18 protein-coding genes and 1 tRNA gene are annotated in these 18249 nt (G+C 66.4%); 9 read left to right on the top strand and 10 right to left on the bottom strand.

Annotated features, from left to right (window positions below; all coding sequences use genetic code 11):
- Positions 1-130: 130 nt before the first annotated feature.
- Positions 131-307, bottom strand: a complete 177-nt coding sequence (locus tag ACQHGV_RS05945; protein ID WP_183950664.1) for a DUF4169 family protein — start codon at positions 305-307, stop codon at positions 131-133.
- The gene (locus tag ACQHGV_RS05940; protein ID WP_440979790.1) at positions 307-1761 is read right to left on the bottom strand and encodes a phospholipase D-like domain-containing protein; all 1455 of its coding nucleotides are present in this window, start codon (positions 1759-1761) and stop codon (positions 307-309) included. Before ACQHGV_RS05940 ends, ACQHGV_RS05945 begins: the two co-directional genes overlap by 1 nt.
- A gap of 192 nt (positions 1762-1953) precedes the next feature.
- Here ACQHGV_RS05940 and ACQHGV_RS05935 point away from each other — a divergent pair, with 192 nt between their 5' ends.
- Positions 1954-3396, top strand: a complete 1443-nt coding sequence (locus ACQHGV_RS05935) for an NAD-dependent succinate-semialdehyde dehydrogenase (protein WP_440979789.1) — start codon at positions 1954-1956, stop codon at positions 3394-3396.
- A gap of 64 nt (positions 3397-3460) precedes the next feature.
- Here the strand turns inward: ACQHGV_RS05935 and ACQHGV_RS05930 are convergent, their stop codons facing one another.
- Positions 3461-3889: a winged helix-turn-helix transcriptional regulator gene (locus ACQHGV_RS05930; protein ID WP_240455990.1), complete on the bottom strand. Its 429-nt coding sequence runs from the start codon at positions 3887-3889 to the stop codon at positions 3461-3463.
- Between the two features lie 50 nt (positions 3890-3939).
- Between ACQHGV_RS05930 and ACQHGV_RS05925 the strand changes: the two genes are divergently transcribed.
- The 3 genes from ACQHGV_RS05925 (at position 3940) to ACQHGV_RS05915 (ending at position 5479) form a co-directional block, all read left to right on the top strand.
- On the top strand, positions 3940-4548 hold the full coding sequence (locus ACQHGV_RS05925; RefSeq protein WP_440979788.1) for an NAD(P)-dependent oxidoreductase: 609 nt from the start codon (positions 3940-3942) through the stop codon (positions 4546-4548).
- A 144-nt stretch (positions 4549-4692) separates the two neighbouring features.
- Positions 4693-4768 (top strand) — tRNA-Lys (locus ACQHGV_RS05920).
- 42 nt (positions 4769-4810) lie between these two features.
- Positions 4811-5479 carry a hypothetical protein gene (locus ACQHGV_RS05915; RefSeq protein WP_440979787.1) on the top strand — a complete coding sequence of 223 codons (669 nt, stop codon included), beginning with the start codon at positions 4811-4813 and terminating at the stop codon, positions 5477-5479.
- Between the two features lies 1 nt (position 5480).
- Here the strand turns inward: ACQHGV_RS05915 and ACQHGV_RS05910 are convergent, their stop codons facing one another.
- A complete protein-coding gene (locus tag ACQHGV_RS05910; protein WP_440979786.1) occupies positions 5481-7088 on the bottom strand; it encodes a S10 family peptidase in 1608 nt (535 codons plus the stop codon).
- Between the two features lie 390 nt (positions 7089-7478).
- A complete protein-coding gene (locus ACQHGV_RS05905) occupies positions 7479-10064 on the bottom strand; it encodes a M1 family metallopeptidase (protein ID WP_440979785.1) in 2586 nt (861 codons plus the stop codon).
- Positions 10065-10225: 161 nt separating this feature from the next.
- Here ACQHGV_RS05905 and ACQHGV_RS05900 point away from each other — a divergent pair, with 161 nt between their 5' ends.
- The gene (locus ACQHGV_RS05900; RefSeq protein ID WP_440979784.1) at positions 10226-11185 is read left to right on the top strand and encodes an NAD(P)H-dependent flavin oxidoreductase; all 960 of its coding nucleotides are present in this window, start codon (positions 10226-10228) and stop codon (positions 11183-11185) included.
- Between the two features lie 13 nt (positions 11186-11198).
- Here the strand turns inward: ACQHGV_RS05900 and ACQHGV_RS05895 are convergent, their stop codons facing one another.
- Together ACQHGV_RS05895 and ACQHGV_RS05890 are read right to left on the bottom strand one after the other, a co-directional pair.
- On the bottom strand, positions 11199-11660 hold the full coding sequence (locus ACQHGV_RS05895) for a DUF1465 family protein (protein ID WP_440979783.1): 462 nt from the start codon (positions 11658-11660) through the stop codon (positions 11199-11201).
- Between the two features lie 73 nt (positions 11661-11733).
- Entirely contained in the window at positions 11734-11931 is a 198-nt protein-coding gene (locus tag ACQHGV_RS05890) for a YdcH family protein (RefSeq protein ID WP_183950655.1), read from the bottom strand.
- Between the two features lie 218 nt (positions 11932-12149).
- Here ACQHGV_RS05890 and ACQHGV_RS05885 point away from each other — a divergent pair, with 218 nt between their 5' ends.
- Entirely contained in the window at positions 12150-12305 is a 156-nt protein-coding gene (locus ACQHGV_RS05885; RefSeq protein ID WP_183950654.1) for a YdcH family protein, read from the top strand.
- 826 nt (positions 12306-13131) lie between these two features.
- On the opposite strand, the gene ACQHGV_RS05880 is transcribed toward ACQHGV_RS05885, so the two are convergent.
- Positions 13132-13524 (bottom strand): PilZ domain-containing protein, encoded by a 393-nt coding sequence (locus ACQHGV_RS05880; protein WP_183950653.1) that lies wholly within the window; start codon positions 13522-13524, stop codon positions 13132-13134.
- A gap of 158 nt (positions 13525-13682) precedes the next feature.
- Complete coding sequence (gene dksA, locus ACQHGV_RS05875) at positions 13683-14144, bottom strand: RNA polymerase-binding protein DksA (RefSeq protein WP_440979782.1); 462 nt, start codon at positions 14142-14144, stop codon at positions 13683-13685.
- 447 nt (positions 14145-14591) lie between these two features.
- Here dksA and ACQHGV_RS05870 point away from each other — a divergent pair, with 447 nt between their 5' ends.
- A complete protein-coding gene (locus tag ACQHGV_RS05870) occupies positions 14592-15563 on the top strand; it encodes a PEP-CTERM sorting domain-containing protein (protein ID WP_440979781.1) in 972 nt (323 codons plus the stop codon).
- A gap of 25 nt (positions 15564-15588) precedes the next feature.
- On the opposite strand, the gene ACQHGV_RS05865 is transcribed toward ACQHGV_RS05870, so the two are convergent.
- Complete coding sequence (locus tag ACQHGV_RS05865) at positions 15589-16104, bottom strand: host attachment family protein (protein ID WP_440979780.1); 516 nt, start codon at positions 16102-16104, stop codon at positions 15589-15591.
- A 90-nt stretch (positions 16105-16194) separates the two neighbouring features.
- Between ACQHGV_RS05865 and serS the strand changes: the two genes are divergently transcribed.
- Both serS and surE read left to right on the top strand, forming a co-directional pair.
- Entirely contained in the window at positions 16195-17472 is a 1278-nt protein-coding gene (gene serS, locus ACQHGV_RS05860; protein WP_440979779.1) for a serine--tRNA ligase, read from the top strand.
- Entirely contained in the window at positions 17472-18236 is a 765-nt protein-coding gene (surE, locus tag ACQHGV_RS05855; protein WP_440979778.1) for a 5'/3'-nucleotidase SurE, read from the top strand. The genes serS and surE overlap by 1 nt, the downstream gene beginning before the upstream one ends.
- The last annotated feature ends 13 nt before the right edge of the window (positions 18237-18249 follow it).

Genomic DNA, 18249 nt, shown 5'->3' with positions numbered 1-18249 from the left:
CACCGCAAACGGCCGGCCCGTGGAATCGCCCCACCCCACCTGTCCCACCCGCCAAAGCGGGCGGGGCCCTCCCCTCTCATTATGAGAGGGCGGGAAGTGCGGAACGCCGGAAGGGTGAGGGTAACGGCCCTCAATCCTCCCGCTTCGCGCCGTCGAGCTCCTTGCGCAACCGTTCCTGCTCCGCCGCGTCGCGCTGCTTCTCCGCCTTGGTCCGGCCGAACCGGGCGCGGTTCTCCCCCGCCTGCTGCTCGGCCGCCTTGCGCGCCAGTCCTTTGCGCGCCTGGCGGAAGTTGATGACATCGCCCATCAATGCCGCCGCAGGCGCCGGAACAGCCCCTTGCGCGCGCTGATCGCCTCGAACATCTCGTCGGGACCTTCGGGGTCGAGCACCTCATGGTCGGCCAGCCATTCCTCGACGCTCGACAGGTCGGGGATTTCATAGGGGCGCAGCGTCCGCCCGTCCGCGCCGCGCAGGATTTCGACCGTGGCGATCAGCGAGCCGGTCCGTGCGAAGGTGTCCGCCACCTGCGCCGGCGCGACGCCCAGATGCTCGGCCAGCAGGTCATCGCGGATGGCCGCGATCCGCTCGGCCGCATCGCTGTCCGGTTCGACTGCCAGCGCCAGATCGCATTCGGTGTCGAGCCGCATCGAGCGGTTGTTGAGGTTGGAGGACCCCAGCCGGAACACGCGGTCATCGGCGATCAGGATCTTGGCATGGCAATAGATCGCCTCGCCGCCCGCCGTGAAGGGGTGATAGAGCCGCAGCCGGCCGTGACGGTCGCGCCGCCGCAGCGCCTCGAACAGCCGGGCGCGTGCGGTATCCATCGCGATCGGCTCCAGCCAGCCTTGCGCGGTCAGCGGGTTGATGATGACGAATTCGGGGCCATCCTCTTCATCCAGCCGGCGGGCGATCGCCTCCGCCACCCGGCGCGAGGCGAAATACTGGCTCTCGATATAGACGTGCCGCTCGGCGCGGGCGATCTGCGCCAGGAACAGCGCCTCATTCTCATGAACCGGGGCCTGGTCGTCCATCTCGGGCATGGTCCGCGCGATCGCGACATCCTGATCCAGGAAGTCCGGCTCCAGCCCCTCCGGCCAACAGCTCGCGCCCGGCACGGCCGGGGCCATCGGCTTGCCGCCCGCCGCCCGCCAGCGTTCGCGGAAGAGTTCACCCAGCGCCCGGGTGATCGGGCCCTCGACCGCGCTGATCGCGTCATGCCAGGGCTTATAGGGCTGGCCGCCCGGACGCTTGCGGCCGGGATCGTCGTCGCGGTGCTCGCGCGTGTCCCAGCGATCGCCGGTCATGTCGATGCCGCCGCAAAAGGCAAATTGGTCGTCGATGATGACGATCTTCTGGTGATGCGAGGCGGCGATCGGGTGATGACCGTCGAGCTTGGTATGGATGCGCTTGTGCGCCATCCACTTCATCACCGTGAAGAAAGTGCGCCCCCGGAACAGCGACTTGATCGCGCCGGTGTCCCAGCGGAGCAGGAATATCTCCAGCTCGGGCTGCCGCTGCACCAGCGAGTAGATGAAGTCGCCCAGCGGCTCGTTCGGCGCCTCGTCATGGTCGAGCACGATCCGCGCGTCGAAGTCCCAGCCGATCAGCAGGATTCGCCGCTTGGCGTTCAGCATCGCGCGGCGCGCCAGGCGGAAATAATTCTCCGCATCGACGATCACCGCCATCCTGTCGGCCCGTTCGATCCGCCAACATTCCTGTCCGACCTTCAAGGCTATCTCCCCAATTGCCGGTCGTCTCATGCCCATGCCGTCCCCGGCTGGCAAATGGCGAAACACCAAAGCGGGCAAAACGCGCCATGACGCCCCAAAATTCACCGCTTTTGCCAACTTGCCTCGAACGGACCCCGCTCCGTCCGCCGCCGGCCTTGCATGTCGGGCGCGAAAGGCCGATCTCCCGCGCGCATCATCGCCAGACTATCGGAAAGGACGCGCATGACCGCCCAGCAATTTGACGTGAAGAACGGCCTCTATATCGCCGGCGAATGGCTGGGGCCGGACGGGCGGGAGACGCAGGCGGTGCTGAACCCGGCGACCGGCCAGCCGCTGGGCGACCTGCCGCTGGCGACCAAGGCCGATATGGACCGTGCGCTGGAGGCGGCCGCGCGCGGCTTCGACCAGTGGCGCAAGGTCGCGCCGCAGGAGCGCGCCGCCGTCCTGCATCGCACCGCCGCGCTCGTCCGCGAACGCGCCGAGGAGCTGGCCCGCCTCGCCACGATGGAAGAGGGCAAGCCGATCGTCGAGGCGCGCGGTGAGGTCGCCGCCACCGCCGCGCTGCTCGATTTCCATGCCGGCGAAGCGGTGCGCATCTATGGTCGCGTCCTGCCACGCCCGACCGGCACCCGTTCGCTGGTGCTGCACCAGCCGGTCGGGCCGGTCGCCGCCTTCTGCGCGTGGAACTTCCCCGTCATGAACCCCGTGCGCAAGATTTCTCCGGCAATTGCCGCCGGTTGTTCGGTGATCCTCAAGCCCAGCGAAGAAACGCCGGCCAGCGCCATCGCGATCATGCGCTGTTTCCAGGACGCCGGCCTGCCGGGTGACGTCGCGCAGTTGGTCTTCGGCGTGCCTGACGCGGTCTCGCGCCATCTGCTCGCCTCGCCGGTCACCCGCAAGCTCAGCTTCACCGGCTCGGTGCCGGTGGGCAAGCACCTGCTCAAACTCGCCGCCGACACGGTGATGAAGTCGACCATGGAGCTGGGCGGCCACGGCCCCGTGCTGGTGTTCGACGACTGCGATCTCGACAAGACGCTCGACCTGCTCGTCACCCATAAGTTCCGCAATGCCGGCCAGGTCTGCGTCGCGCCGACCCGCTTCCATGTGCAGGAGGGCATTTACGAGCGCTTCGCCAAGGGCTTTGCCGAGCGCGCCGCCGCGCTGAAGATCGGTGACGGCCTGTCGACGGATACGCAGATGGGGCCGATGGCCAATCCGCGTCGCCCGGAGGCGATCGGTGCGATGATCGAGGATGCGGTCCGTTCGGGCGCGCGTGTCCTGACCGGCGGCGAGGCGAAGGGCCACGGCGAGGGCTTCTTCTTCGCGCCCACCGTGCTGGCCGATGTCTCGCTGGAGGCACAGGCGATGAATGACGAGCCGTTCGGCCCGATCGCGCTCATCCGCCCCTTCGCCACCACCGAGGATGCGATCGCCGAGGCGAACCGCCTGCCCTTCGGCCTGGGCGCCTATTGCTTCACCGAGAATGGCCGCCGCCAGAACCAGCTGGGTGACGAGATCGAAGCCGGCATGGTCGCGATCAACACCGTCCGCCTGAGCTGGGGCGACGCGCCGTTCGGCGGGGTCAAGGAAAGCGGCTATGGTTCGGAGGATGGCCCCGAGGGCATCGCCAACCATATGATCACCAAGGCGGTTCACATCGCCTGACGGGGGTCCTTCCCGTCTTGGGAAGCAGCATGGGGCGTCACCGCCATCGGTGGCGCCCCTTTCGCTATTGGCTACGCGCCCGATAGGCCGCCCGCGCCGCCTCCACCTCCGGCTGATGCGTATCGGCCCAGCGGATCAGCCCGCGCATCGGCTCCAGGAACGAGCGCCCCAGATCGGTCAGCCGATATTCGACGCGCGGCGGCACCTCCGCATAGACGGTGCGCTCGACGAAGCCGTCCTCTTCCAGCCGGCGCAGCGTCCGCGACAGCATCTGTTTCGACACATCGCCTATCCGCCGCAGCAGCGTGTTGAAACGCAACGTCTCCGGCTCCAACGCGGCCAGCACCAATAGCGTCCACTGATCGCCGATCCGGTCGAGCACATCGCGGATCGGACAGCCCCCTTCCCCGGTCAGCAGCGGTGACGGGGCGGTCACATCGCTGTGACCCGGTCCCTCGAAAGTGACGTCTTGTGCGATCGCGGAAGCAGGCATAGCTCGACGGTCTACATAATAGACCACCCAGTCAAGACGAAAGGAACGCCATGAAGATCGCGCTGATCGGAGCCTCGGGCAATGTCGGCTCGCGCCTGCTCAAGGAATTGTCGGATCGCGGCCATGCCATCACCGCCATCGCCCGCCAGCCCGAGCGGATCGCGGACCTGCCGGGCGTCACGGCCGTCGCCGGGGATGCGAGCGCCCCGGCGGCTTTGACCGAAACGCTGCGCGGGCATGACGCGGTCGTCAGCGCCCTGCCCTTCGCGCCGACCGATGCAGCGGGGTTGATCGAAACCGTCCGCGCATCGGGCGTGACCCGCTTCCTGGTCGTGGGCGGCGCCGGCAGCCTGGAGGTCGCGCCCGGCCAGCGGCTGATCGACCAGCCGGGCTTCCCCGAGGAATATAAGCCCGAGGCCCGCGCGGGGGCGGCCTTCCTCGACACGCTGCGCCAGGCCGACGATCTGGAATGGACCTTCCTCTCCCCCTCGGCGATGTTCGTACCCGGCGAGCGGACGGGCCAATTCCGGTTGGGCACGGATACGCTCCTGTCCAACGAACAGGGCAGCAGCATCTCTTATGAAGACTATGCCATCGCGCTGGCCGACGAGATCGCGCAGCCGCGCCATATCCGCCAGCGCTTCACCGTCGGCTATTGAGGTATGAGGCCGGTCGGGATCGGCGCGCGCGATCCCGACCGCAAGAAAAATGTCAAAAACCCTCTTGGCAGGTCGAATAAGCTCCGCTAACAGCGCGCCACCAGCCGGGGACATCGCTTCCCCGCCTTGCCGCAGACCGGCAATGGACGCATAGCTCAGTTGGTAGAGCAGCTGACTCTTAATCAGCGGGTCCTTGGTTCGAGCCCAAGTGCGTCCACCATATATCTTTCTCGTAACGCCTGACCTCGACTAAGCTGTCATCATGATAGCCGACAGCATGGACAAGGCCGCATCCTTTATGGCAACGGTCGACTGGCTCGACGTGATGCGTACGGGAGCCTCAGTCATCACCGCCTACGTCGCGTATGTCGCGCTTCAAAATTGGCGACGGCAGGATAAAGCAAAACGCGAAGCCGAGTTTCTGGATGCGCTCATCGAAGCGACCCATGCCTTCATCGTCGATATGGCCAAGCCCGTTACCATGGTCGAAATGGCGCGCATCGGCATGCGCAGTCATAGTGAGGATTGGGGAACCGAAGACGAAGCCGGAGCCGTCGCTCATGGAGCGATCGCCTATATCAACGCGCGGGGCGAGCAGGACTCCAAACGTCTGTTCGATGCCCTGAACGAGGCGCGGGCGACCGTAATCCGATTGCGATCCCTCGGGACGAAAGGTCAGGTTTTCGCATTTGATGATTACGTCGCCTGTTATCAGGCCATCGTCAACCTTGCCTGGCAGTTTGACAGGATGGAGGCGTTCGCCGGCATGATCGGTTCGTCCACACGGAACTGGCGAAATCCCGATGTCCGGTCGTCGCTCGACAAGATTCTGACGATAACGCCCGATGAGTTGCAGGGGCATTTGACCAGCGGCAATGTCGCTGTCCTGACTTTCGCCCAAGCAACCTACCGGGCGCTCTACCGGCGCTAGCTTACCGCGCCCCCTGCCCCGAAGGCGGCACCGGCGGCGTCGACGACTTCGCGTCGCTGACCGCTTCGTCATACCAGCGTGCCAGATCGGCCTTCATGCTCCGCAGCGCATCGGGGTTCAGATAGGTCATGTGGCCGGCCGGATAATAGGTGAAGCGCAGGTTCGCCTGCTGCGCCGGCTCCAGCATCATGTGGCCCAGGTCATTCTCGGTCCCGAAGAACGGTGTCGCCATGTCGTAATAGCCATTCATCGACAGCACTTTGAGATATGGGTTGGCGCGCATCGCGGCGGCCAGGTCGATCGCGGTGTTGGGATTGTTCTGCGACCCGTCCGGCGCCTTGTGCTTCCAATTCCAGGTCCACCCCGCCGCATCGCGTGCCGACAGGCGGTAGGGCAACTCGGTCTTATAGCCGAGCGTGGATTGCAGATAATCCTGGAAGGACGCGATATAAGCCCCTGAAATCGCATCAGAAGAGGCATCGGTCTCGGGCCGCTCGCCGGCGGCGTCGGTGTCGATGCCCAGATAGCGCGAGTCGAACCGGCCGACCGTGCGCGCCTGCCCGCGCAGCAATTCCTTCTGGAAGCGCGGCAGGTCGATGCGCAGGTTCGCGCGCTTGATGAAGTCGGGCGACAGGCCGATCAGCCGGCTCATCTGTTCGGCGATCTGGTCGCGCTCCTGGGCCGAGATCGACTGGCCCTTGGCGAGCGCCGACATGTACGGCCCGACCGCAAAGGCGCGGGCCTGCGCCACCACGGTCGCGACATCGGCGGGGCGATCGGTCAGGCGGTTGTGATACCAGGCGGTCGCCGCATAGCTGGGCAGGTAATTGAGATAGACCTGATCCAGCCCCGGCTGGCGATAACCGTAATTCATGATCGAACTGAGCAGCACGACGCCGTTCAGCGCCATGCCCCGCTCCTGCAACTGATAGGCCAGCGCGCCCGAGCGCAGCGTACCATAGCTTTCGCCAAGCAGGAATTTGGGGCTCATCCAGCGGCCATATTTGGTCACATAGCGCTGGATCGCGCCGGCGAAGACATCGACATCCTCGTCCACGCCGTAGAATTGCGCCGGCTTCATATCGCCCAAAGGCCGCGAATAGCCCGAGCCGATCGCGTCGAGAAAGACGAGGTCGGTCTTGTCGAGCAGCGAGTCCGGGTTCGGCCCGACATCATAGGGCGCCGGCCGGACGAATTCCGGGCTGGTCGTGCGGATGCGGATCGGCGCGAACGAACCCATGCGCAGCCAGAAGGAGGGCGAGCCCGGCCCGCCATTATACAGGAACGTCACCGGCCGCTTGGTGCCCGGCTTCACGCCATCGAGCGTATAGGCGGTATAGAACATCGAGGCGGTCGGCTTGCCCTCTATGTCCCGCACGGTCAGCGTGCCGGCCGAAGCGATATAGGGATAGCTGCGGCCGTTGATCGTCACGCTGTCGCGGTGGCGGACCTCGCTCTCGTCGATCGGCGCGCGTGCCCAGGCGGCTTCCGCTTCGGCCTTCGCCGCCTCGGCATGCGAGCCGCCCTTCTTGTCGCCATTCTCCTGCGCGGCCAGCGGGGCAGTCAGGGCGGTGGCGGCGAGGAGAAGGACCAACGTGTTACGGATCACGAAAGCGCTCACGATTGAATGACGGGAGCGTCATGGTTCCCGCGTTTCGGCATGCGAGACAAGGGGTTGTGGGGTTTGGGTGGGCGATTTTCCGGGCCACAGAGCGTCAGTGCCACGCAAAGCCCCCCCCTCCGTTCAGCCTAAACGATGTCGAAGGCCACGGGGCCGAGCGGCGGTCCACCCTCACCCTTCCGGCGCTTCGCGCCTCCCTCCCTCTCCCACCGGGAGAGGGAAGGGGCCCGCGCGTCGCAGACGCGTGGGAAGGGTGAGGGTCGGCCATGATACCGCCCCGTGGCCTTCGACTGCGCTCAGGCTGAACGGAGGGAGGGAGGGAGACGGTGGCGACGGCAAAAAAGGCCGGCGGGGCACCTTACCCCGCCAGCCTCCGGATCAACGCGCCAGCCAGGTCTGGACGGCGGGCTTCAACCGATCCGCCACCGCCTTGCGCACCGCGATCTGCGAGATGGAGCGCTTGGCGCCGCCGCGCGATCCTTCGGGCAGGTTGGCGTCGGCAAAGGCCTGGATCTTGCCGGGCATCGCCGGATCGTTCGACCCGGCACCCAGCCCGACGATGAAGGTCGCGCGGTTACTCTCCTCCAGGAAGCTGTCGACCAGCACTTTGTTCGCCACCGCCCAGTCGAACGCCAGATCGGGATGCGCCCCCGCGATCGAACGGAGCAGCGCGGCGCGCTGCGGCGGGGTGAAGGTGTCGGTCTTGAGCAGCCCGAGCGCCCGGCGCGCCGCGCTCTCGTCCTCGGCATAGCCGAGCAGCGAGACATAGCGGTTCTTGACCACCGGGTTGCGCTCCGCCTTGGCCAGATCGAGCAGCTTGTCCCACTCGGCCGGCGTGGCGCGGGTGGCGTAGGTCGACAGGATCGGCTGGCGGATCGCCGCCGGGATCGCCGCCGGGTCCTTGGCCAGCGCCGCGACATAGCCGCGCGCACGGGCGGCGACCATCGCATCGCCGCTGGTGCCCAGCCGACCGATCAGCGCCTCCCGCAGGTTGGACACCGGCGCGCTCTCGCCCGGCTTCGCTTCGAACCCGACCCGGGCTAGCACGGGCGACAGGATCGACGCGACCTTGGCGCGCAGAGGCTTTTCGAGCGGCGTGCCCTCATACAGACCATCCAGGCGACCCAGCTCCGCCGCGACCGTTCCCCATTCCAGCGGGTCGGCATCGGGCTTGACCTGCGCCATCAGGTCGAACCAGCGACCCAGATCCTGATAGCCGCCCGCCGCCAGCGCATAATCGTCGCCCAGCGTGCCCAGCCGGTCCTCGAGCGACAGCCGGGTATAATCGCGCACGATCGCGGCATGGCCGGCATCGTCGTACATCACGCGGGTATAGGACCCCTTGCCGCGATTGAGGACGAGGGTGCCACAGCCGCCGACCTTGACCGGCGCCGGCGCGGTCCCGGTCACGACCGTGCTCGTCTCACCACCGCCGATGGTCGCGACGCGGATCGGCACGTGCCAGGTCTGCGGGGTCTTCGACGCCTCATCCAGACCGAAGCGGCCCTGGCTGAGCATCGCCACCGTCTGCCCGCCTTCGCACCGCGCGCCCGACAGAGTCACGAGCGGCACGCCGCCTTGGAGCGTGAAATCATGCGCGATCGTCGCGATGTTGGTGCCCGACGCCTTGGACAGTTCCTCCCACAGCTGCTCGGTCACGGTGTTCTGGTACTTATACTTGGCCATATAGGACCGGATGCCCTTGCGGAAAATGTCCGAACCCAGGGTGGATTCGAGCATGCCGATGACCGCCTGCCCCTTCAGATAGGTGATGCTGTCGAACGCCTCGCCGATCTGGTCGACCGTCTCGATCTTGCGGATGATCGGATGGGTGGCGCTGGTCGCGTCGATGCCCATCGCCGACTCGCGCTCGCCCGCGATGCTGGCGGCGGCGGCGTTCCAGCTGGGGTTCAGGTCGTTGGTGGCCTTGCCCTCCATCCACGACGCGAAGCCCTCGTTCAGCCACAGATCGTCCCACCAGCGCATGGTGACGAGGTCGCCGAACCACTGATGCGCCATTTCATGCGCGACGACGGTATGGATGCGCTGGCGGTTGCTCTCGGTCATGACCTTGGGGTCGAAGAGCAGCTCGTTCTCGAAATAGAAGATCGCGCCCCAATTCTCCATCGCGCCGAAGAACTGGCTGGAGCCGGGGCCGGCGATCATGTCCATCTTGGGCAGCGGATAGGGCGTGCCGAAATAGTCGTTATAATAGGACAGTAGCTTGGACGCCGAGCCGAGCGCGTAATCGCCCTGGTCTACCACGCCCTTGCGGCTGACGACGCCGATCTCGACGCCGCTGGCGTTCACCGTCTTCCGGTCCAGATCGCCCGAGCCGAAATAGAGCAGATAGCTCGACATGACCGGCGTCTCGCCGAAGCGATAGAGTTGCGTGCCATCGGCCTGCGCCGCGACCGAGGCGACGGGCATGTTGGAGATCGCCATCTGCCCCTTGGGCGCGGTGGCGGACAGGCGGAACTTGGCCTTGAACGCCGGTTCGTCCCACATCGGCGCGAAGCGACGCGCGTCGGGGGCCTCGAACTGGGTGGCGAGCATCCGCGACTGGCTGCCATCGGCATTGCTGTAATCGATCGCGAACAGGCCGTTGGCCGAACGGTTGATCGTGCCGGTCCAGGCGAAGCCGACCTTGTGTCGGCCGACCGATGCCGCCTGCGGCAGGGTGAGGGTCAGCGTCTGCGCGGCCTTGTCCATCGTGAAGGGCACGGGCTTGCCGTCGAAGGTCGCGCGGGTGACCGCGAGTTCGGCGGCGTTCAGCATGATCGTCGTCGTCGCCTGGCGGACATCGACATCGACGGTTTCCTCACCGGAAAAGGTCAGCGCCTTCGCATCGGGGCGGATGGTGATGTCATAGAGGACCGGCGCCACCGTTTGGGGCAATTGGCCCGCCGCGAGAGCAGGGGTCGATACGGTCAGGGCAAGAAGGACCGAAAGGGCGGACTTCATCGGGATCGAGGCCTTTCACGTTGGAATGGCCAAGCTCTACGCCCTCCCCGACCCAATGCAAATGTCACCCATGTCATATTATCCCATGACAAGGGATTGGCGTGCGGATCGACCGATCGCCACAGGCTGGACACGCTTTCCGTTTACGTTATCGTAAAGCCATGAGCATGCCCGCCGCCTTGAGTCGCCTCGCGCTGCCCGTGATCGGGTCGCCGCTGTTCATCATCTCCAATCCCGATCTGGTGATCGCCCAGTGCAAGGCGGGGATCGTCGGCTCCTTCCCTGCCCTCAATGCGCGACCCGCCAGCCTGCTCGACGAATGGCTGCATCGGATCACCGAGGAACTGGCGGCACATGACCGCGCGCATCCCGATCGCCCGGCGGCCCCCTTCGCGGTCAATCAGATCGTCCACCGCTCCAACGACCGTTTAGAGGAGGATCTGGCGACCTGCGCCAAGTGGAAGGTGCCGATCGTCATCACCTCGCTGGGCGCGCGCGAGGATGTGAATGCGGGCGTCCACAACTGGGGTGGCATTACGCTGCACGACGTGATCGACGACCGTTTCGCGCGCAAGGCGGTGGAAAAGGGCGCGGACGGGTTGATCGCGGTGGCGACCGGTGCCGGCGGCCATGCGGGGCGCCTCTCCCCCTTCGCGCTGATCCAGGAAATCCGGCAATGGTTCGACGGTCCGTTGGCGCTGGCCGGTGCGATCGCGACGGGCGACGCCATTCTGGCGGCGCAGGCCATGGGTGCGGACTTCGCCTATATCGGCTCGCCCTTCATCGCGACGGTGGAGGCCAATGCGGCCCTGGCCTATAAGCAGGGCGTGGTCGAGGGTCGGGCGAGCGACATCGTCTATTCCAGCCTGTTCACCGGCGTGCACGGCAATTACCTGCGCGCCTCGATCGTCGCGGCGGGGCTGGACCCCGACAATCTGCCCGACGGCGATGTCGGCACGATGAACTTCGGCGGTGGACAGGCGGCCAAGGCGTGGCGCGATATCTGGGGGGCGGGCCAGGGCATCGGCGCGGTCGATGCAGTCGAACCGGCGGCGGAGCGGATCGCGACGCTTGCCCGTCAATATGAAGCCGCCCGGCGGCGGTTGTCGCTGGGGGCGTGACCTCTGGGCGGCGTTAGAAGAAGCCGCCGAGCCGCGCCTGGAGCATCTGCACCGGGCTGACCGCCGCGACGGGCGCATCGGCCATCTGGTCCAGCCGCTCGACCCGGCGATGCAGGTCCAGGCTGGCGCGGGTCAGCGCGGCGGCGCGTGGCGGAAGGGCGGCGACGACCGCCTCGTCCGACTCGGGCGACGGGCCCAGCCGCCGGACGGAATCGCGCGAGTCGGCCTTGGACAATTCGCCCGCCTCCACCGCGCGCTGGGTCAATATCCATGCGATGACATGCATCAGCCGGGTCGTGACCTTCAGCGACTCGCAGGAAAAGCCGATCCGCGCCGCCGGCTCCAGCACATCGCGATCCTCACGGCCGATCCCGTCGAAATAGCCGCGCGCGGCCTCGGCCAGGCCCATCGCCTCGGTATAGAGACCGTCGATCAGCTTGTGGTGCAAGGGTTCGGGCGTGGGGGAATCGAGCATGAACGATTGGCTCGCATAGCCGGCCGCGACGCGACAAGAGCCGCGATCCACCGCCTGTCCCGATACGACGCGATCAGGCGATGATGTCGGGGATCAACCGGTCCTCAAGCTCCGCCAGCTCGTCCCGCAGCCGCAGCTTGCGCTTTTTCAGGCGCGCGATTTGAAGCTGGTCGGGCGTATTGGACTGAAGCAGCGCGGCGATCGCGTCGTCGAGATCGCGATGCTCGATCCGCAGCGTGTCGATCCGTGCGCGTGCCAGCGTGACGTCCATCCTGCCCCTCCCGATCGAGCCCGATGCTCCTCTAGCAAGCCCCGCCCGATCGCGCGAGAGGGGCCTGGTCAGGTCGCGACGGCGCCCTTCCCTCGCCGATGGCATGTCGTCCCGCCAAATGGCTCAGCTTGTCGAATTGGTCGAAAATCCATGGCGACAACATGCCCGATTGGTGATTTACTTCCTTCCCCTACCAATGGACAGGAGGTTGAAGCCCTATGCATACGGCGCATCAAACGGCCCTGGAAACCAAACACGCGACGCTCGATCGGCGAATCCATGCCGAATCGCAGCGACCGTTGCCGGACACGGCGGTCCTCGCCGACCTCAAGAAGCAGAAGCTGCGACTGAAGGAGGAAATCCAGAACATCTAGCAACGCTTCGCCTCAACGATCGGCGGCCTTATCGCAGGCCAGGGTGACCGAACCATGACGATGGTCGCACGGCCACCACGCCGATCCGCAACCGGCCGCGCGGGCGATCACGCCCGCCGCGGCCTTTTTCATGGGCGATGGATGCGAGACCGGGCCACGGCGCCGATGGTGGCGTTCCCGACGCACCAGGCCGTCGGGTATTTTATGGCTCCCCGAGATTATCGACGTTCCTATCATTCCTCCCCTGCAAGGGGGGTGGCAGGCCGAAGGCCTGACGGAGGGGTGTCCCGCTCAGCGAGGTCGGACTATGGCCGCAGCCGACTTTCCGCCCGGATGGTAGATTGGCTGGATCAGTTTGCTTCCTCTGCTGCTAGACCGGGATGACGTTGTCTGGAATTAACACGAGTCCCTCCCCTTCAGGAGAGGGGTTGGGGTGGGGCATCGCCTCACACCCCCCGCCTGTGGAAGCGCCCCACCCCCGGCCCCTCCCCTGAAGGGGAGGGGTGGGTTCACTTCATGTCATCCTGCTTTAGGCGATCGTTGCAAAACGCTTCGCATCACCCCGGCGCAGGCCGGGGTGGTGCGTGAGGAGCGAGGAAACGCTAATTTCACAACTATCCCCTCCAGGGGAGCGGGTATCCGAACGATAGTAGAGAGGTGTACCCAGCCGTGGATGCGATCCAGCCTCTTGGATCGCGACACCCCTCCGTCAGGCCTTCGGCCTGCCACCTCCCCTTACAGGGGAGGAATAAGATGAATGTCGATCGCGCCTAACGGACTTTGCGCCCCCTCCCATATCGGGGAGGCTGAAAGCCCGCGTTCCGTCTCAGCGGTGGAAGGAGCGCGTGTGCGGGGTCGCGGGTGCCTTGGCATATTCGGGGGTGGTGGTGCCGCCGCCGACCGGCTTGCGAACCAGCTTGGGATCGATCGGGCGGTCGAACGACACACCGACCCGCCCCTGGGTGCACCAGGCGACCCGGCCGGAGACGGGGCCGATGCCGCGCAGATCGAAGGTGATCGCGGTGCCGATCTCGACGGGCGTCGCCAGTTCGGCCATCAACCCGCCCTCGGAGATGTTGCGCACGCGCACCTCACGCGGATGAGCGTCGTCCGCCAGCGTCATGGTGGCCATCAGCAACAGGCTGTCGCGGCGTGGCCGGCTGCCCTGCTGCTCTGTTTCGTTCGGCCCGGTGTCGGGCTCGCGCCTCATCGCGTCCATATCGAGTTCCGTGCGGCCCCGTTCTTCCTCACGCGATCATGCGTTACGCGCGATGGCGTTGCCATTCCATTAATATTGCGGGGGCCGCAAGGCCAATCGACCAATGAAAAACGAGCGGACCGCGCCGCCGGACGACGGGATCGCGGTCCGTTCATGGCTCAGTCGTCGCGCGACACCTTCTCGTTGCGCTCGTGCCGTTCCTGCGCCTCGACCGTCATGGTCGCGATCGGACGCGCTTCCAGGCGACCCAGGCTGATCGGTTCGCCGGTCACCTCGCAATAGCCATATTCGCCCTCGTCGATGCGGCGGAGCGCGGCATCGATCTTGGCGATCAGCTTGCGCTGGCGATCGCGGGTGCGCAGTTCGATCGACCAGTCGGTCTCGCTCGAGGCGCGATCGGTCAGATCAGGCTCGCGCAGCGAATCAACCTGCAGCTGCGACAGGGTTCCCTGCGCCTCCCGCTGGATCGACTCCTTCCAGTCGAGCAGCTTGCGGCGGAAATACGCCTGCTGCTTCAGGCTCATGAACGGTTCGTCCGCGCTGGGACGGTAGTTCTCGTCGAGATCATTGGCCACGTCCGGGCCTGCGGATTCCGTCATGCGATCAAACACCGTCGCCATACCACTCTCCCAAAGGGCCCGTCGGCGCGACATTTCTGCACCGCGTCCTCGGAGCCGCCCCCTGATGGTCGAGAGCGCCTATAGTCGGTGCCACCACTTGCCGCAAGCGACTGGCATTTCGTCGTGATTGTGTTTTTGATAATAATGTTGCGAAGTGAACGGAATATGGACGAACCGTCGGTCGGCAAACGATTTTCCACACCCGAATCTCGAAAACCGAATTCTGCGTCGCCCGGGCGTGTCATCCGCATGACATGATCCTGTTGATGCTGCCCGGTTCCCTGCGATCGGGCGGTTCGCGAATCCCAAAACTGTACGGCCCAGGGGGAATATCGCCCTTGGCCCTTAAAGCTTTTTTGGTCAGTGTGATGACAGGGGAGAAGATGTAGGGAGCCTGGACGCGCCGCTCGGTCGCGCCATTCGGCTGTACCGTGTGAGGAATTGACGATGTCCGTGCGAATGGCCCTGGCGAAGCTGACCGCCTGTGCGGCAGGTGGCGCCGTGATCGGCGGCGGTGCCGTGCACATGGTCGAAAGCCCCAAGCGGCCAGCGGTCCTGAAACAGACCAAGCCCGGCCGGAAGATCGTGCATCGCCGCGTCGCGGCCGTGCCGGTTCGCCGCGTCGTCACCCGGCGGACGGTCACCACCACTCCGCCCCCAACGGTCATCACCGTCACCACCCAGAATCCGCCCGTTCCTGTCCCCCTCCCCGCCGCCGCACCCGCATTCGTCAGCGGCGGCGGTTACGTTCCGGCCGTGATCGGCGGTTGGGGCGGCGGCTGGGGTGGAGGCTTTGGCGGCGGTTTCGGGGGCGGCTTTGGCGGCGGCTTCGGCTTTGGCGGCGGGTCGAACGGCAATATCGTCGTGTCCTCGACCAGCAGCGGCGGATCGAGTTCGACATCCTCGGCCTCGGGCGGATCGGGTGGTTCCTCGACCTCTACGGGCGGATCGTCGACATCGTCCGGCGGATCGTCGACGGGTGGCATCTCCACCTCCACGGGCGGGTCTTCTACCTCGACCGGCGGTTCGTCGACGTCGACGGGTGGCTCCTCCACCTCGACGGGCGGGTCCTCGACCTCGACCGGTGGGGTCAGCAGCACGTCCTCGTCGGGCAATATCTCGTCGACCAGTTCGTCGTCGGGCGACGTCAGCAGCGCGTCGTCGACCTCGTCGGCCTCCTCGACATCATCCGCGTCGTCGAGCGGCTATGGATCGAGCAGCGACGGCTGGTCGTCCAACGGCTCGTCGGCCAGCTCGGCCTCCAGCGCGTCGAGCGCATCCTCGGCCAGCAGTGCCTCGTCCTCGGGCAGCTCGACAGGTGGGCCGCCGACGCCGGTGCCCGCCCCGCCGATGGTCTTGCTGTTCGGCGGCGCCGCAGCGGCGCTCATGATCCGGCGGCGGCTCGCCAGCAAAGCCTGACGCGCCGCCGGCCGGAAAGGCCGCGTTACGCCTTTTGCAGCGCGGCCTCGATGTCCGGCACCGGATGGCCGGTCAGGTCCTTGGCGATCTCGCCGACCAGACGGTCGGTGACCTCCTTGTGATAATGTTTGCGCAGCTCGCCCAGCATCTTGGGCGGCGCGACGATGATCAGCGACTCGAATTCCTGCTTCATCGCGCGGCGCTTTAGCATGTCGGCGGTCTCCGCCGCGAAGCGGTCCTCTTCCTGCTGGTGATAGTCGGTTTCGCCCATCGATCCGCGCGACGCGGCGAATTGCGCGCCCTGTCCGCCGCCGCCGGCCTGGTTCGATCCGCCCTGCGCGATCGGCGGCGCGCCCGCGCCGCTCTGGGTCGAGGAGGCCGCGCCGGCGCTGTCGGTCTTCTGGTCGCGGTCCGCCGGATTGGGATGTTCGACCGCATGCTCGACGACCAGATTGGGATATTCGGCATCGCCCTCGTTGCGGAAGAACAGGCTTTTGCGGCCATCGACGACCAGCACGAAGCTGTTATGCGGCACTTGCATCGCGTATCTCCTTGTCTGTGCGAAAGGGATAACGCGACGGCTTCGCCACGGGTTGCGTGACGGCGGAGCGGAGGCCATAGCCTCGCCCCCATGCATGACATTCGCCTGATCGGGGCCGACCCCGCCGCCTTTGACGCCGCCCTAGCCAAGCGCGGTGCCGCGCCGCAGTCGGCCATGCTGATCGCGATCGACGAACGCCGCCGCGCGATCAATACCGAGACGCAAGCCGTCCAGACCCGCCGCAACGACCTGTCCAAGCAGATCGGCCAGGCCAAGGCCGCGCGGGACGAGGCGCGCGCGCAGGCGCTGATGGAGGAAGTCGCCGGCCTGAAGGCCCGCCTGCCCGAACTGGAAGAGCAGGAGCGCGTCGTCGAGGCCGAGCTGAACACCGCGCTCGCCGCCATTCCCAACCTGCCCGCCGCCGATGTGCCGCAGGGCGCGGACGAGAATGACAATGTGCTGGTCCATCAAAAGGGTGAGCCGGCAACCTTCGCGTTCGAGGCGCGCGAGCATGACGTGATCGCGCCCGCTCTGGGCATGGATTTCGATACCGGCGTCGCGCTGTCGGGCGCGCGCTTCACGCTGCTGCGCGGGGCGATGGCGCGGCTGTCGCGCGCGCTCGGCCAGTTCATGCTCGACCGCATGACCGAGCAGCATGGCTTCGAGTTGGTGCAGCCGCCGCTGCTGGTCCGCGACGAGGCGGCATTCGGGACCGGCCAGCTGCCCAAATTCGCCGAGGATTTGTTCCGCACCACCGATGGCCGCTGGCTGATCCCGACGGCCGAGGTGTCGCTCACCAATATCGTGCGTGAGGCGATCCTGAGCGAACAGGAACTGCCGCTGCGCTTCACCGCGCTGACCCCCTGTTTCCGCTCGGAAGCGGGTGCCGCCGGACGCGACACGCGCGGGCTGATCCGCCAGCATCAGTTCGACAAGGTCGAGATGGTGTCGATCACCACCCCCGAGCAATCGGATGCCGAGCATGAGCGGATGACCGCCGCCGCCGAGGGCGTGCTGGAGGCACTAGGCCTGCCCTATCGCCGGATGCTGTTGTGCACCGGCGATATGGGTTTCTCGGCGGCGCGCACCTATGACCTGGAGGTCTGGCTGCCCGGACAGGCGCGCTACCGCGAGATTTCGTCCTGCTCGACCTGCACCGATTTCCAGGCACGGCGGATGATGGCGCGCTATCGCCCCGCGGAAGGCAAGGGCACGCGCTTCGTCCATACGCTCAACGGCTCGGGTCTGGCGGTCGGCCGGACGCTGGTCGCGGTGATCGAGAATTATCAGCAGGCCGATGGCTCGGTCGTCGTGCCCGAGGCCCTGCGTCCCTATCTGGGCGGGCAGGCGGTGCTGGAGCCGCGCTGATGCGCATCCTGCTGACCAACGACGACGGCTATCACGCACCGGGCCTCGCTGCCTTGGAGCGGATCGCGGCGACGCTATCGGACGATGTCTGGATCGTCGCGCCGGCGGAGGATCAGTCGGGGACCAGCCGCTCGCTGACGCTGACCCGGCCGATGCGGCTGCGCCAGTTCGGCGAGCGGCGCTTTTCGGTCACGGGTACGCCGACCGATTCGGTGCTGATGGCGCTTGGCGAGGTCATGGCCGACCGGAAGCCCGATCTGATCCTGTCAGGCGTCAATCGCGGCGCCAATCTGGGTGAGGACGTGTTCTATTCCGGGACGGTCGCCGCCGCGATGGAAGGCGCGATGGCGGGCATCCGTTCGATCGCGCTGAGCCAGCGCTACGCCCGACAGGCGGTCGGCGACGGCGTGTCGTTCGCCACGGCGGAGGCTTGGGGCGAGCGGGTGCTGCGTCCGCTCCTCGATATGGAGTTCGGCCCCCGTACGCTCGTCAACATCAACTTCCCGCCGGTGGAGCCGGAGGCGGTGAAGGGCATCCGCATCGCACGCCAGGGTCTGCGCGACTATGGCCGCGCCACCTTCGAACGGCGAAGCGATCCGCGCGGGTACGACTATTACTGGCTGGCGCTCGGTCGCCTGCCGCACCAGCCCGGCCATGACACCGATCTGGACGCGATCGCCGAGGATTGCATCGCGGTGACGCCGCTGCATCTCGATCTTACGCATGACGCATCTCTTGCTATGCTCGACGCGGCCTATCGCTGAATGAGCCAAGGGG

It is taken from the genome of Sphingomonas pseudosanguinis, from assembly GCF_052056765.1.
Lineage (GTDB): Bacteria > Pseudomonadota > Alphaproteobacteria > Sphingomonadales > Sphingomonadaceae > Sphingomonas > Sphingomonas pseudosanguinis.
This window is presented reverse-complemented; position numbering and strand designations above follow the sequence as displayed.